Annotated in this window: 14 protein-coding genes; 2 read left to right on the top strand and 12 right to left on the bottom strand. The window is 67.7% G+C overall.

The genetic code is table 11. The features are described from left to right. Nucleotides 1-34 precede the first annotated feature (34 nt). The 3 genes from ASG63_RS07045 to ASG63_RS07035 form a co-directional block, all read right to left on the bottom strand. Complete coding sequence (locus ASG63_RS07045) at nt 35-3,019, bottom strand: response regulator (protein WP_056213527.1); 2,985 nt, start codon at nt 3,017-3,019, stop codon at nt 35-37. Between the two features lie 192 nt (nt 3,020-3,211). After that, nucleotides 3,212-3,982, bottom strand: a complete 771-nt coding sequence (locus ASG63_RS07040; protein WP_056213524.1) for a potassium channel family protein — start codon at nt 3,980-3,982, stop codon at nt 3,212-3,214. A gap of 31 nt (nt 3,983-4,013) precedes the next feature. Then, nucleotides 4,014-5,390, bottom strand: coding sequence for a pentapeptide repeat-containing protein (locus ASG63_RS07035; RefSeq protein ID WP_056213522.1), 1,377 nt, complete (start codon nt 5,388-5,390; stop codon nt 4,014-4,016). Nucleotides 5,391-5,503: 113 nt separating this feature from the next. On the opposite strand from ASG63_RS07035, the gene ASG63_RS07030 reads away from it, so the two are divergent. Further along, on the top strand, nt 5,504-6,547 hold the full coding sequence (locus tag ASG63_RS07030) for an endonuclease/exonuclease/phosphatase family protein (RefSeq protein WP_056213520.1): 1,044 nt from the start codon (nt 5,504-5,506) through the stop codon (nt 6,545-6,547). Nucleotides 6,548-6,568: 21 nt separating this feature from the next. On the opposite strand, the gene ASG63_RS07025 is transcribed toward ASG63_RS07030, so the two are convergent. The 4 genes from ASG63_RS07025 to ASG63_RS07010 form a co-directional block, all read right to left on the bottom strand. Next, a complete protein-coding gene (locus ASG63_RS07025) occupies nt 6,569-7,222 on the bottom strand; it encodes a DUF1345 domain-containing protein (RefSeq protein ID WP_056213518.1) in 654 nt (217 codons plus the stop codon). Between the two features lie 52 nt (nt 7,223-7,274). Next, the gene (locus ASG63_RS07020; protein ID WP_056213613.1) at nt 7,275-7,685 is read right to left on the bottom strand and encodes a thiol-disulfide oxidoreductase DCC family protein; all 411 of its coding nucleotides are present in this window, start codon (nt 7,683-7,685) and stop codon (nt 7,275-7,277) included. Between the two features lie 103 nt (nt 7,686-7,788). Further along, entirely contained in the window at nt 7,789-9,078 is a 1,290-nt protein-coding gene (gene eno, locus ASG63_RS07015; protein WP_056213515.1) for a phosphopyruvate hydratase, read from the bottom strand. A 206-nt stretch (nt 9,079-9,284) separates the two neighbouring features. Continuing rightward, the gene (locus ASG63_RS07010) at nt 9,285-9,488 is read right to left on the bottom strand and encodes a hypothetical protein (RefSeq protein ID WP_056183260.1); all 204 of its coding nucleotides are present in this window, start codon (nt 9,486-9,488) and stop codon (nt 9,285-9,287) included. 132 nt (nt 9,489-9,620) lie between these two features. On the opposite strand from ASG63_RS07010, the gene queF reads away from it, so the two are divergent. Next, nucleotides 9,621-10,085: a preQ(1) synthase gene (gene queF / locus ASG63_RS07005; RefSeq protein ID WP_056213513.1), complete on the top strand. Its 465-nt coding sequence runs from the start codon at nt 9,621-9,623 to the stop codon at nt 10,083-10,085. A 28-nt stretch (nt 10,086-10,113) separates the two neighbouring features. On the opposite strand, the gene ASG63_RS26375 is transcribed toward queF, so the two are convergent. The 5 genes from ASG63_RS26375 to ASG63_RS06990 all read right to left on the bottom strand — a co-directional run bounded on the left by ASG63_RS26375 (nt 10,114) and on the right by ASG63_RS06990 (nt 14,168). Further along, a complete protein-coding gene (locus ASG63_RS26375) occupies nt 10,114-11,295 on the bottom strand; it encodes a Hint domain-containing protein (RefSeq protein ID WP_244479840.1) in 1,182 nt (393 codons plus the stop codon). Nucleotides 11,296-11,485: 190 nt separating this feature from the next. Next, on the bottom strand, nt 11,486-12,037 hold the full coding sequence (locus tag ASG63_RS26370; protein ID WP_244479839.1) for a hypothetical protein: 552 nt from the start codon (nt 12,035-12,037) through the stop codon (nt 11,486-11,488). Between the two features lie 209 nt (nt 12,038-12,246). Next, entirely contained in the window at nt 12,247-12,576 is a 330-nt protein-coding gene (locus ASG63_RS24025) for a hypothetical protein (RefSeq protein ID WP_082487217.1), read from the bottom strand. Nucleotides 12,577-12,764: 188 nt separating this feature from the next. Beyond that, a complete protein-coding gene (kdsA, locus tag ASG63_RS06995) occupies nt 12,765-13,598 on the bottom strand; it encodes a 3-deoxy-8-phosphooctulonate synthase (RefSeq protein ID WP_200927193.1) in 834 nt (277 codons plus the stop codon). Between the two features lie 60 nt (nt 13,599-13,658). Beyond that, nucleotides 13,659-14,168 carry a hypothetical protein gene (locus tag ASG63_RS06990; RefSeq protein WP_056213504.1) on the bottom strand — a complete coding sequence of 170 codons (510 nt, stop codon included), beginning with the start codon at nt 14,166-14,168 and terminating at the stop codon, nt 13,659-13,661. Nucleotides 14,169-14,174 lie beyond the last annotated feature (6 nt).

The following is a 14,174-nucleotide window of genomic DNA, read 5'->3' as shown; positions in this document are numbered from 1 at the left end:
AAGCGCGCGCGGAGCGCCCGCCGGGCTGGCGTCGTCAGACCCCGGGGGCCACCAGCGGCCGTAGGGATTCGGCCAGATCCGTCAGGCTCAGGCCGCCCTTCTGCAGGACCCGATCCGCACGCCCCGCGAGCCGCCTGCGGTCGTCGGCCGTGATGTCCTTGGCGGTGAGGACGACGACCGGGATATCGCGCCACTCGGCCTGCTCGCGCAAGGCTCTCAGAAAGCCGAAGCCGTCCATCTCCGGCATCATCAGGTCGAGGAGGATGAGGCAGGGCTTCTTGGCCGCCGTCGCCTCCAGGCCGGCCACGCCGTTCTCGGCCGAGGCGACGCGCCAGCCCTCGCGGGTCAGCATCGCGGAGAGGCGCTCGCGGGCATCCGGATCGTCATCGATGATCAGCACCGGGCCCTTGTGCTCGGAGGGCTTGAACCGCTCCATGGCCGACTTGAGCTGGCCCCACTCAATCGGCTTCTGCAGGTAGTCGGTGGCGCCCAGCGAGAAGGCGAGGTTCTGCTCGTCGAGCACCGTCACCATGATGATCGGGGTCGCGCCGAGTTCCGGGTCGGCCCGCAGGGTACGCAGCACCGACCAGCCATCCATGCGCGGCATCGTCACGTCGAGGAGGATCACCCGGGGCTTGAGCTCGCGAGCCCGCTCCACGCCCTCGCGCCCGTCACGGGCGGTGGCCACGGTGAAGCCGTCGCGTTCCAGGAAGCGCGCCAGGAGATCGCGCGTCGCGGCGTCGTCGTCGATGATCAGGACATGGCCGCCGGCGATCGGTCGTGCCTCGCCGGTCCGGTGAAGAGAGTCGTGGTCCTGATGAGCCGCCGCGAGCGGGTTTGGAGGCACGTAGGTCGCCGGCACCGCCAGGGTGAAGGTCGTGCCGGCTCCCTCCTCGCTCTCCACCTCAATGCGGCCACCCAGCATCTCGGCGAAGGCGCGGGTGATGGCGAGGCCGAGGCCGGTGCCGCCGAACCGGCGGGTGGTCGAGGCGTCGGCTTGGGTGAAGCGCTGGAACAGCTTGGCCTGCTGCTCGGGGGTCATGCCGATACCGGTGTCCGTCACGCGGAAGACGAGCCAGTTGGCCCCCTCGCGCGCCGTGCGGGTGACCCCCAGGGTGATGCGCCCGGCCTCGGTGAACTTCGCCGCATTGCTCAGGAGGTTGATGAGGCACTGGCGCAGCTTAGTTTGGTCGGTCTGCGCCTCGCCGAGGTCGTCCGCGATCTCGAGGGCCAGGCTGTTGCCCTTCTTGTCGACCAGCGATTCCACGGTGGCGGCGACGTCGCGCACGGTCTCGGCTACCGGGAAGGCCTCGGCATAGATCTCCATGCGCTCGGCCTCGATCTTCGAAAGGTCGAGGACATCGTTGATGAGGCCCAGCAGGTGGCGGGCGTTCGCCTCGATCTTGCGCATGTCGGCGAGGAGTCCCTCCTCGCCGAGATCCTCGATCTCCTCCTGCAGCATCTCGGAATAGCCGATCACCGCCGAGAGCGGGGTCCGCAACTCGTGGCTCATGTTGGCCAGGAACTGGCTCTTGGCGCGGTTGGCCTCCTCGGCCGCCTCCTTGGCGGCCTCCAGGGCGAGTTCCGCTTCCTTGCGGGCGGTGACGTCGGAATGGGTGCCGACCCATTCGCGGATGCTGCCGTTCTCTTCCAGGATCGGGACGGCACGGGCCGACATGATCCGCCACACCCCGTCCTGGCGGCGGACACGGTGCTCGATCTCGTAGGGCGCGAGGGTTTCCAGGGCCTGCAGCCAAGCCGCGTTGGTGCGTTCGCGGTCGTCGGGATGAATCGAGCCCAGCCATCCGGCTCCGGCGGCCTCCTGGGGCGTCTGACCGGTGAAGCGGGTCCATTCGGAGGGGGTCACCTCGAATCCGCCTTCCGGATTGGTCGTCCAGACGATGGCGGTGGTGGCCTCGGTGAGGGAGCGGAAGCGCTCCTCGCTGTGGCGCATGCGCTCCTCGGAGAGCTTGCGCAGGGTTTCGTCCGAGACCACGAGTCCGACGCCGTCGGCCTGGGCGCCGCCGGTGCGTGCGGAGCCGGTCCGTCCGCGCAGGGGATAGAAGCTCATCTGGAAGTGGCGCACCCCGCGTGGTGCGCTCGGGGTGGGCACCGCCACGTCGACGTTGGTGGTCACCAAGCCCTCGTCGCGGGCGGCTTTGAGCTTCGGGATGAGCTGCTCCTGCAGCGTCGGTACGTTCGCCCAGATCGGCGCACCGAGATCGGCGCCGAATCCGCGCTCATTCATGGTGGCGAGCGCCCGGTTCATGTTCTGAATCGTCAGGTCACGGTCGAGGAAGCCGAGGCCGACGGGTGCGTTGGCGAAGACGCCGTCGAGGAGGGCGGCGGTGCGCTGCTCGTCGCGACGGCGTACCAAGGCGAGGCGCCCGAGCAGCCCGACCGCACCCAGGGCCGAGGCGATCGACACCAGCAGCAGCACGAGTGAGAGCACCCGGTCCCGCTCCTCGCTGACGGCGAGGACAGCGGTAGCGTGGTTCTGGACACCCTTGGCGGCCCCCCGCACGCCGTCCATGGTGCGCTTGCCCTCCCCCAGGCGAGCCAGCGAGACGGCCGCGTCGTAGCCCCGGTTCCGGCGCAGGTCGATGACGTGGGCGGCGTAGTTCCGCTTCGCTTCCACGAAACGGCGCAGGTCGCGCATGTGTTCGGGCGCCTGGGCATCGGTCTGCTTCGTCAGGGTCTCGATGGTATCGAGCTGCCCGTCGATGGTGTTCTGGGCCGCCTGATAGGGCTCGAGGTAGGGTTCCTCACCAAACAGCACGTAGCCGCGCATGCCGGTCTCGAGCTCGACCATGTTCGACAGCAGGCGCTCGCTCTCGCTGAGGATCGCGTGCTGGCGCGCCGCTTCGGTGCGGCTGGCCTCACCGGCCAGATAGTTTCCGATGCCGGCCGCTACCGCGATGCCGATGAGCACCAGGGCGAGGGGGGAACTCGGCAGGCCCGCGAGAATGCGGGGCTTGCGCCAACCACGATCGGGACGCTTCGGGTAGGCGCTGGTCATGCGATGCGGTTCACGGGGTTGACGCCCGGGCGGGCGGGAGGAAGGGCCGGCGTGGTCGCGGCGGCGATGGTGTTGCGCTCCAGCCCCACCACGACAGGATGGGAGGAACAGGATCACGGGTCCGACGCTCGCAAACGCGCCGGCGCCGTTTCCGTTCATCCTGGGGCTCGCCGCGCCCGGTGCGATATCCGCTCAATCGGCACCTTCGTCCGGGATGGCGAGACGCGTGCCGCAGGCCTTGCAGTGAACCGCATCGCTGTCGTGGCGCTGCAGGCCGCAGGCCGGGCAGGGAAACCGTACCTTGGGGGGGCGGAACAGCACCTGGGCGAGACGCAGGAACAGCGTCACGCCGAAGATCATGACGACGACCGAGATCAGGCGTCCGGTCGGGCCCGGCAGGGTGATGTCGCCGTAGCCGGTGGTCGTCAGCGAGGTCACAGTAAAATAGAGCGCGTCGATGGCGTTGCCGATCGCCGGGTTGCTGCCGTGCTGCGTGGCGTAGACGATCCCGGTCATCACGAAGACGAAGACCGCGAGATTGGTGGCGGCCAGGATCGCGTCCTCGTTGGCGCGAAAGACGGTGCTGTCGGCGCGGAGGCGATCGAGGAGTTGGTAGGTGCGCAGGAGGCGCAGGGTCCGGAGGATGCGTAGGAAGCCGACCCCCTCCCCCACCACCGGCGCGAGGAACGATACCACCGCGGCGATGTCCGCCCAGGTGGAGAGGTGCAGGAATTCCTGCGCCCGGTTCCGGCTGATGGCGAGGCGCGCCAGGAAGTCGAGGAGGACGACGAGGCCGAGGACGACGTCGATTCCCTCGATCCAGGGCGCGCGCGGCAGGAACGAGGTCACCACGACGTAGGCGACGGTGGTCACGTCCAACACGAGGAGGCCGTAGCGGAAGCGATGCGCCCCGTCGGTATTTCCTTCGTAGAGTCCGGCGAGGCGCGCGGTGAGTGAGGTCATGGCGGCAGAACGGCCGATCGGGGTTGGTCGATCAGCGCCGCAGCCGATTGCCGAGAACGAAGCCGAACAGGCCCATCAGGATGATGCCGGCCGCGCCCTCGATCCCCACAAGCAGGTTGGTGACGCGGCCGACCGGCTTCACGCCGATTTCGGGGGGATTGGCGGTCATCATGTTCAGCGCGCTGTAGCTCACGAGATCGAGGGGATTGTAGGTCGCCCGCCCGTCGCCCCCCTCCGGGATCAGGCCACCGGTCAAGCCGTAGAGAACCGCGAAGACGAAGATCAGGATGACGAAGGCGCGGGCGATGCGCGACAGGCTCTCGCCGTAGTCGCAGAGCCACTCCACGAAGCGGTCGGCAACCCATTGATAGCCGTGGCGGGCGAGGTCCGGGCCCACGCGCTTCTCCCAGGCCGCCCGTGCCTGGGCGCCCGCGTGGAACCGGCCCATCCGGCGGCCCCGCTTGTAGGCCCAGCTCGCCGCATCCTGGCTGCCGATGCTCTTGAAGTTCTGTTCCAGGGCGAGGTAGCTCGCCTGCGCGGCGACGTAGTCCCGGGCGATCTCTTCGCCCACCGCGCCGCCGAGCTGGTCCACCCGCATCCGGGTGCCGTTGAGCCAGGCCCCGGCGAAGCGCGCATGGCGCAGGTCGCAGGTGGAAAGATTGAGCCGCACCAGGCTGGTCTCGGACAGGTCGGCCCCGGACAGGTCGGCCCCGTCGAGCTTCACCCCGGTGAGGTTGGCCCCTCGCAGGCGTGACCCGCTGAGCTGGGTCTTCTTCAGGCTGGCGCCCTCGAAATCCGCGTAGGTCAGGTTGACGCCCACGAGCTTGACCTCGTCCAGGCGTGCACCGCGGAAATGCGTGTAGTCGGCATCTGCACCGGTGAAGTCGGCCCCCCAGAGGTCTGCGCCGTCGAAATTGGCGCCGTCGAGGAGCGCCCGGCGGAGCTTGGCGAATCGCATCGCAGCGCCCCCGAAATGCGCATCCTCCAGCATGGCGTCGTCGAAATTGGCTTCGCCGCCGGCAATGCCGGTGAAGCGGGCGCCGCTGAGATCGGCACCGGCGAAATTCGCCTCCTCCACCGTGGCGCCGGCGAAGCCCGCAGAGCGTCCGAGGGCCCCGGCGAGATTGGCCCCCGCGAGGTTGGCGCCGGTGAGATCCGTGTCCTCAAGGTGCGCGTCGCTGAGATCGGCACCGGCGAGGGCGAATCCGGCCTGCTTCGGGTCCCACCAGGCCGGTGGTTGCGGGGTCTCGCCGAGCCGGGCCGCCAGGGCTTCTCGCCCTAGGGGCAGGCCGCCGAGGTCGCGGGCTTCGCCACCGGAAAAGCCGATGAAGGCTGCGGATTCGAGGCGGGCGAGGAGCGCGTCGACCCGTGCGCGCGCTGCGGCAGTCTCCTCGGCGTCAGGCTCCATGACCGACCTCCCGGTGGGCCATGCGGGCACCATTCCGGCCCTGGGACGTTTCGCAACGCTCGGCCACGGCGTGCCGGCGACGGCACGGGAGGTGAAGTGTGGCGGGGACATGGATGGCACTGGGCCTGAAGGCCTTCGGCGTGCTCCTCGTGGCGGCGACGCTCCTGCCGTTCGTTCCGAGCAATTCCGGCTTCATCCGCACCTTCGATTTTCCGCGACTGCAGATTGCGGCCCTGATCGTGCCGGTGATCCTGGGCCTGCTTCTCGTCGCCCGCGATGCCCCGGGGCTGATGCTCGCCGCGGGCCTCGTGGCAGCCCTAGCCTACCAAGTGGCTTGCATCTACCCGTTCACGCGTCTGTCCTCGCCGCAGGCCGTGGCCGCGGAGGCCGGCGCCTGCCGCTCCGACGCCGGCGTGTCGATCATGATCGCCAACGTGCTCGAGTCCAACCGCGCCTACGCACCGATCCTCGATCTCATCGCCGCTCAGGACCCCGACCTGCTGCTGCTGGTCGAGACCGACGCAGCCTGGGCGCAGGCGCTCGAACCCCTGCGGGCCCGCTATCCTCACGTGCTGGCCCAGCCGCAGGGCAACACCTACGGGCTGATGTTCTATTCGAAGCTCCCCCTCACCGACCCGCAGGTGCGCTTCCTCCTGGAGGACGACGTCCCCTCCGTCCGCGCCGGTGTGACCCTGCGTTCCGGCGAGACCTTCACGTTCTTCGGCGTGCATCCGCGCCCGCCCCACCCGGGCCAGAGCAGCGCCGCACGCGACGCCGAGCTCGTCCTGGTGGCCCGCGAGGTGAAGGCGGAGGGGCGTCCCGCCGTTGTGGCGGGGGATCTCAACGACGTCGCCTGGTCCAAGACCAACGACCTCTTCCAGCGGATCAGCGGGCTCCTCGATCCGCGCATCGGGCGCGGTCTCTATCCGACCTTCAACGCGAAGTGGCCGCTGCTGCGCTGGCCCCTCGATCATATCTTCTTCAGCGCCGACTTCCTGCTTGGCCGGATCGAGCGCCTGCCCCATATCCAGTCCGACCATTTCCCGATCCTCATCAGCCTGTGCCGCAGCGATCGAGCTCCGGACCTGCAGGAGGCACCGGAGGCTACGGTGGACGATCACGCGGACGCTCGAGAAGCCCTGGAGGCCGCGCCCTGATGTTCGGCGCCGCCTGTAGGCTCAATGCTGGGCGACACCCGCCGCCATGTTGATCGCCAGCGCTAGGACGCTTGTGTTGAAGACATAGGCATAGATCGTCTGCACCGTGGCGACCCGGCGCATCGCCTTGCTGGTGATGTCGGTGTCCGAGGTTTGGGACGTCGCCCCGATCGTCGCGGAAAAGTAGAAGAAGTCCCAGAAGTCTGGGTTCTCGTCGCCGTTGAAGTCGAGGCCGCCGCGGGACGTGTCGGCATCGGCGCCGTAGTAGAGGTGCGCGTAGTGCACCGTGAACACGACCTGCACGAAGAGCCAGGCACAGATCATCGTGGCGGCCGCGAGGGCCAGGTGAGTCAGGCGATAGGCTTCGCTGCCGCTTCCTCCGAGAACCAGCATGGCCACGGCGCCGAAGCTCGCCGCCGCCGCCAGGATCGCGAAGAGCGTGACCGTGAAGGCGCTGTCATCAAGGCGCGAGGCCTCGGCCCGCAGGGAATCCCGTGACTGGCGTGCGGCCTTGCCGACGATGAGCCCGCAATAGACGAGAACCCCGAGACACCAACCGATCAGAAGCCGGACCGACAGGTCGGCGAAGGGCAGGATCAGGGCGAGCACCAGGGTGAGCCCGACGCTGACGAGGAGGCGCGGCCGGAGCCAGAAGGCCTGGATGGGATTGAGCATGCGCCGCCTCGCAGGAGTGAGCTCCGTCCCCGCTCCTGCGCCCACGCGCGCCCTATCCGCAAGCCTTGTCGCAGCGTGGTCCACCGCCCCGAACGCGCCGGGCGATCCAGGGCCGCAACGGCAGAAAGAGGCGGTAGGCGAACTCGCCCAGACCGAGCACGCCCGGTAGGCGGGCGAGCCACGCGAGGAAGCGCCAGCGCGGCAGCACGGCCCAGAGCGCGACGAATCCGGCGGCCCCCGAGACCAGGGCACCATCGGGGCGCCGAACGTGGAAGCGCGCCCGGGCCGCACCCCGCGTGAGGCCGGGTCCGAGTTCCGCAGGGCCTTCGGCCCCGACATCGACCCAGGCGATGCGCTCGGCCCCCTCGGAGCGCCGGTACAGCCGGATTTCCGCGGCACAGAGAGGACAGGCGCCGTCGTAATAGACGGTCAGCGCGGGGCGCGCGGTCTGGTAGGTGGACATGGACGAGACATAGGGCACGGCCTGCAACGAAACACGGCCGCGAAGGACTTCGCGGCCGTGTCGGATTCACTCAGGCACCTTTGCAGGCGCGCTTGCGAGGCCTTCAGCGGCGTGCGAGCGCCTTCAGGGCGTTGCGGCCGGCATAGAGCGCCTGCGAGCCGAGGCCCTCCTCGATGCGGATCAGCTGGTTGTACTTGGCCAACCGATCCGAGCGGGCGAGCGAGCCGGTCTTGATCTGTCCGCAATTCGTCGCGACCGCGAGGTCGGCGATGGTCGAGTCCTCGGTTTCGCCGGAGCGGTGGGACATCACGGCGGTGTAGCCGGCGCGCTGGGCCATATCGACGGCCGCCAGCGTCTCGGTGAGCGACCCGATCTGGTTGACCTTCACCAGGATCGAGTTGCCGGTCTGCTCGGCGATGCCCCGCGAGAGGCGGGTGACGTTGGTCACGAACAGGTCGTCGCCCACGAGCTGGCAACGGTCGCCGACCCGGTCGGTGAGCAGCTTCCAGCCCTCCCAGTCGTCCTCGGACATGCCGTCCTCGACCGACAGGATCGGATAGGCATCCACGAGGCCGGCGAGGTAGGCGACCTGTGCCTCGATATCGCGGGTCTGCCCCTCGCCCTCATAGTGGTAGGCACCGTCCTTGAAGAATTCCGTCGCGGCGCAGTCCAGGGCCAGGACCATGTCGGTACCGGGCTTGAAGCCGGCGGCCTGGATCGACTGCATCACGAAGTCGAGGGCAGCCTCGGCCGAAGGCAGGTTCGGGGCAAAGCCGCCCTCGTCGCCCACGTTGGTGTTGTGGCCGGCCTTCTTCAGGGCGCCCTTCAGAGTGTGGAACACCTCGGCGCCCATGCGAACAGCCTCGGCGAGCGACGATGCGCCCACCGGCATGATCATGAATTCCTGGAAGTCGATCGGATTGTCGGCATGCGCGCCACCGTTGATGATGTTCATCATCGGTACGGGCAGCACCCGACCCTGCGTTCCGCCGATGTAGCGATAGAGCGGCAGTCCGGCCGTCTCGGCAGCAGCCTTGGCGACGGCCAGCGAGACGCCGAGGATCGCATTGGCGCCGAGGCGGCTCTTGTTCGGGGTGCCGTCGAGCTCGATCATCGCCTCGTCGATGGCGATCTGGTCCTCGGCATCCATGCCGCCGATGGCGTCGAGGATGTCGGACTGCACGGCGTTGACCGCCTTGCGCACGCCCTTGCCGCCGTAGCGGCCCTTGTCGCCGTCGCGCAGCTCCATCGCCTCGTGCGCGCCGGTGGAGGCGCCTGACGGCACGGCTGCGCGGCCGAAGGAGCCGTCCTCGAGCAGCACGTCGACCTCGATGGTCGGGTTGCCTCGGCTGTCGAGGATCTCACGGGCGGCGATGTTGGTGATCGCGGTCATGCAGGCGCCTTCCGGACGTTTCGGCTTGTCGAGGCCTCAATCGCGTGAGGCCGGGCCCCTCCCGGACGCCGCCATTTGGCCGCATCGGGGATGGGGTGATCCCGCCGAGGCTTATCCGCCAACACTTCGCGTCCGGCAAGCGCCCTCGGTAACCCGCTGCCTTCGGGCCGACAGAATCTCCCGCGTCCCGTCTGGACCGGATCGCGTCAGCGGTCTCCGGCGCCCGATAGAAGCAACTCGATCTGGGCCATCCCGTTCTCGCGCGCCTTGGCTTCGGTGGGATGATTGCGGTCGGATCGCTGAATCAGCTTCCCCTTCCGGCGAATCGCCCACTGGTATGGACTGCCCGGCGCCTTGGGCGGCTGGATCTCCAGGGTGTAGGGGTAGGTAGCCGTGTTTTCGTCGCTCATACGTTCCATATGGCACGCGGACCCCGCGCCTGCCACTCGTCGGTGACACATGACTGGCGAAATGATTGGATTTCGTCATAAGGCCTGACGCCTACGACGTGGTCCGCTCCTCGTCTTCGGAAGATTTTGCCCATGACGCCACCGCCTTCAGGCGCCGAGAGCCTGCAACTTGGACAGATGACGCCCCCGCCGGGCAGCCCGGACGAGGCTCGACTCGACCGGGTGCCGAACCCACATCCGACCACCGACTATCTGGCCCGCTTCACCGTGCCGGAATTCACCTCCCTGTGCCCGGTCACCGGCCAGCCGGATTTCGCCATCCTGGTGATCGACTACGTACCGGATCAGTGGCTGGTCGAATCGAAGTCGCTGAAGCTCTATCTGACGGCCTTCCGCAATCACGGAGCCTTCCACGAGGATTGCACGGTGGGTATCGGCCTGCGCCTCACCGAGTTGCTGGCGCCCCGCTACCTGCGCATCGGCGGCTTCTGGTACCCACGCGGCGGTATTCCCATCGACGTGTTCTGGCAGACGGGCGAGCCGCCGAAGTCCGTCTGGCTTCCGGATCCCGGTGTGCCACCCTACCGGGCCCGCTGAGAACCGTTCCCTTGAGAGCGGCCTCGGCTCAGGCCGCCATCGTCCGCGTCTCGATGCAAGGCCAGGCTGCCTGTGCGGCCAGACGCAGGCGCAAGGCGCTGCCGATCCGGCAGCGCGCAGCCTCGACGATCGGACCGTCGAACGCCACCGGGCGGCAGCGGCCGGATAGCGGACTGCCGGTCCCGTCGACGTCCCTCCACCAGCCCTGCCTGGTGTCGCTGCCGAACCAGGCGCGCGCGCCGCTCTCGAAGTACGATTCGGCCGGCAGGCCTTCCGCCAGCAGGATGTCGTGCCGGTCGAGTTCCCCATGCCAGTAGGTCACCCGGTAAACAGCCTCTCGGCAGATCGCGATGCCGTCGATGAGGTTCATGATCGGCACCAGCACGCCGCCCGCGTTCGCCGCATCGGCGCCGATCAGCACCGGGTGTCCGGGCGACAGGCGCAGGTCTCGGGCCGGGACGGCCTGACCGCAGGCATCCGTGCCGAACGCTCCGGCCAGGATGCGTACGGGCCATTGCGTCGCAGGCACGGGATAGGCACCGGGCCGGACCTCCCGCCGGCCGATCCAGCGGATTGGGCGGGATCCGCCCGTCGCGGTCACCGCCATATCGCCCAAGCGTAGATCTTGGATAAAGACCTGGCCGGCGATGCCGTCTCGGACGACCGCGATACGCGTTCCGGTGGTGAAGCAGACGGGATCGGCGAACTGGATCCTTCCGATGTTCGTCAGGGTATCGACGGCGCCCGTGGTCTTGTCGGTGACGATGGTACGCGCGCCCGTCCGGTCGATCGTGAAGTTCATGCGCAAGCCCGTGACGATGAAGGTGTTATCACCCGCGCCACCGTCGACCACGTTGCTGTTGCCATTGCCGATGATCACGTCGTCGCCATCGCCGGTGATCGCCTTGTCGATCCGCGTGCCGAAAGAGATGCCGATGTTGTTGGTGACGGAGCTGTTGGCGCTGGCGGTACTGAAGGTGCCGGGATTCAGGTTGATTCGGCTGCCCTGGCTGTATCCGGAGACATCGAGAGTGTTGTCGACACCCCGATTGTAAAGGGTGACGAAGGGGGTGCTGTTCTTAGTGAAATCGAAGTAATCTCGGGATGCGCCGACGATATTTGTATTGAAGCCGTAGGTCTGACCGCCGGCGAAGGTGCCGGTCTTGGATTCTCCGTAGAAGCGTTGGATGGCCAGGATGTCGATGGGCATGGGTGTCTGAGCCCATCCTCCTTGCCAATCCGCCACGACGGGGCCCTGCGACGTGAAGGGCGAGGCCGGGTCGCTGTTTCCGTAATAGGACATCAAGGTCCAGAGATTCTGGTCGTACGGGCCTCGCACCCCCTCCACGGTATCGCCGTTGTACGGTCCGGAGTGACCGAGGCCTACGAGGTGGCCCGTCTCATGGGCTATGGTTCCCAGGATGTTGGAGTTCTCGAGGCTGAAGATGTTCGACGGGCCTAAGTCCGGAAAAGCGGATGTCTGGATCGTTGCTTGACCGCCTGCGGCATTGGGGGGAGGTCTGTGATGGGATGTCCGAGCCTCCGATCGGCTGGCGGCCGTTGTTCGGGAAGAAGGTAACGCCGGGCCCTGCGGTTGGATTCTCGAGCAGCACATTTGCCGTCTCAGTCGTCGGAACGTATTTGAACGTGATGTCCGCGATATCGGACCACAGCGTCAGCGCGGAAGTATAGGCGGCCTGGCTTTGAGCTGGCAGGCCGGCGCCGAAGGAGTAGGTGACTGTTCCCCCTGGTGTTCCAGCCTCGCTCGTGGCTGCGAAAGGGGTGCCCTCGCTGTCATTGTAGAACTTGTTCATCCATACTTGTGTCTTGCTGAAGTCCGCATAGTTCCAAGTGAACCAAGTGTCCTTCCCAATCCGGCCATCCTCATCGAGACCCGACAGGTAGGTGACTTCATCACGCTGTTCTGGACTCAGGTCCGTCAAGATGGCCATTCCACATTCCTCACACCGTGGGGATCGGACGCGAACCCCCTTGCGAAGCTTGTGGGACGAGGCGCAAAAATCGATATGGCCGCGAGCGCGCGAAGCGGAACGGTTCGCAGTTCCGGGCGGGGTCCAAACGCAAGCAGGGGCGGCCAACTTTCGTTGGCCGCCCCTGCTTGCGTTTGCGTATCGGTCTTCGCTGTCAGACGATGAAGAGCTTAGTAGCCATAACCGTAAGCGGGAGCGCCGTAGCCATAGGCAGGACGCGCATAACCGTCGCGATAATAGGAATCCCGCGCAGCGCCCGCAGCGATTGCGCCCGCCGCTAGACCGGCAATGCCGAGACCGACGGCCGCGCCGGTTCCGATCCCACGACGACGACCGCCATACGCGTAGCCGCGACCATAGCCGCGATGGCCGTAGGCATGGCCATGACCGTAGCCCCCATGACCGTAACCATGGCCACGCGGCCCGGCCTCGGCGGAGGTGGCAGCGGCGAGACCGCCGAGCGAAAGGGTAAGGGCAGAAATCAGAGCGAGCTTGCGCATGGTATCCCACAGCATTCGAGAACGAATTGGATCTTCCAACGTCAGGATGTCCCGATCGTTCCCGTCCGCTTTCCCAGATGAACAAAGCGCAACGTGGTTCTTCGCCCTTGGTGAATCGCTTCAGCCGTCCGGAGTTGTCGAGCCCGTGCCTGGACTTGCCGGATCCAGATTGACGGTTTTCCTCAATCTCAGGGGGCCTGGCCGACGATCCGCGCCTTGGCGAGGCGATCGAAGGCCTGCAACTCGGCGAGCAGCGCCGGCATCGCCGTCAGGGGCACCATGTTCGGTCCATCCGAGGGGGCCTGGTCCGGGTCGGGATGCGTCTCGATGAACAGGCCGGCAACGCCCACCGCTACGGCCGCGCGAGCGAGCACGGCGACGAACTCTCGCTGACCGCCCGAGGTCGCGCCCTGACCACCCGGCTGCTGCACCGAGTGGGTGGCGTCGAACACCACTGGGGCGCCGTGGGTCACCTGCGCCATGATCGGCAGGCTGCGCATGTCGGAGACGAGGGTGTTGTAGCCGAACGAGGCGCCGCGCTCGGTCACCAGCACGTTGGGATTGCCTGCCCTGGTCACCTTCGCGGCCACGTGGGCCATGTCCCAGGGTGCGAGGAACTGACCTTTCTTCACATTCACCACTCGGCCGGTGGCGGCGGCCGCGAGAAGGAGGTCGGTCTGCCGGCAGAGGAAGGCCGGGATCTGGAGCACGTCGATCACCTCGGCCGCAGCCGCGCATTGCGCTGCCTCGTGCACGTCGGTCAGGACGGGCAGGCCGAAGCGCTCCTTGATCTCCGAGAAGATCGGCAGGGCCCCGGCGAGGCCGAGGCCGCGCGCGGTGGTGCCGGAGGTCCGGTTGGCCTTGTCGAAAGAGGCCTTGAACACGAGGCCGATTCCGAGGCGGTCGGTCATCGCCTTCAGGGCATCGGCGATCTCGACCGCGTGATCGCGACTCTCGAGCTGGCACGGGCCGGCGATCAGCGCGAAGGGTAGGTGGTTCGCGAACGCGACCGAACCGGCCATCACGATGGGAGCGGTGGAAGACGCGGTCTCGGATGAAGCGATCTGAGGCATGGCGCCGGTCTAGCCCGCCTGCGCTGCCACGGGAAGGCCGGCATGGCGGCGAAGCACGCCCCGGGTGCTGGGGATCAGCACGCAGAGGGTCCGCGGCGACACGAACGGGTCGGTATCGGGCGCCGTCTCGCAGCGGAGCGCAGCGCGCCCTACAACGCCCTCCTGGGGGCGTCCCGTGACCAGGGCGCCCTGGTGCAGACTGAGGGCGAGGGTCTCGACAGCCTCGGGTTTCGCGCCGGTGAGCGCCCCGGCGGCGAGGCCGATCAGCGCGTAGTAGCGGCGAGCCGGCTCCCGTTCCAGGGCGGAGAAGGCCATCCGGTGCGCCCGGCAATCGAGGCTCATCCGCTCGGCATCGGCTGCGCGGAATACGGCGCGTGTCCCCTCGCGACCGGCCAGGGAAGCCCCGGTGGCGCGGATCATCCGTGCGGCGAGGGCATCGCAGCCATCCGCCGCCGCCGGAGCCGCAGCGTACAGCATCGGGGAAAGCAGGATCGCGGCGAGCCGGAAGGAAAGCGTCATCAGTCC

Origin of the sequence: Methylobacterium sp. Leaf94 (genome assembly GCF_001426045.1) — a bacterium.
GTDB lineage: Bacteria > Pseudomonadota > Alphaproteobacteria > Rhizobiales > Beijerinckiaceae > Methylobacterium.
This window is presented reverse-complemented; position numbering and strand designations above follow the sequence as displayed.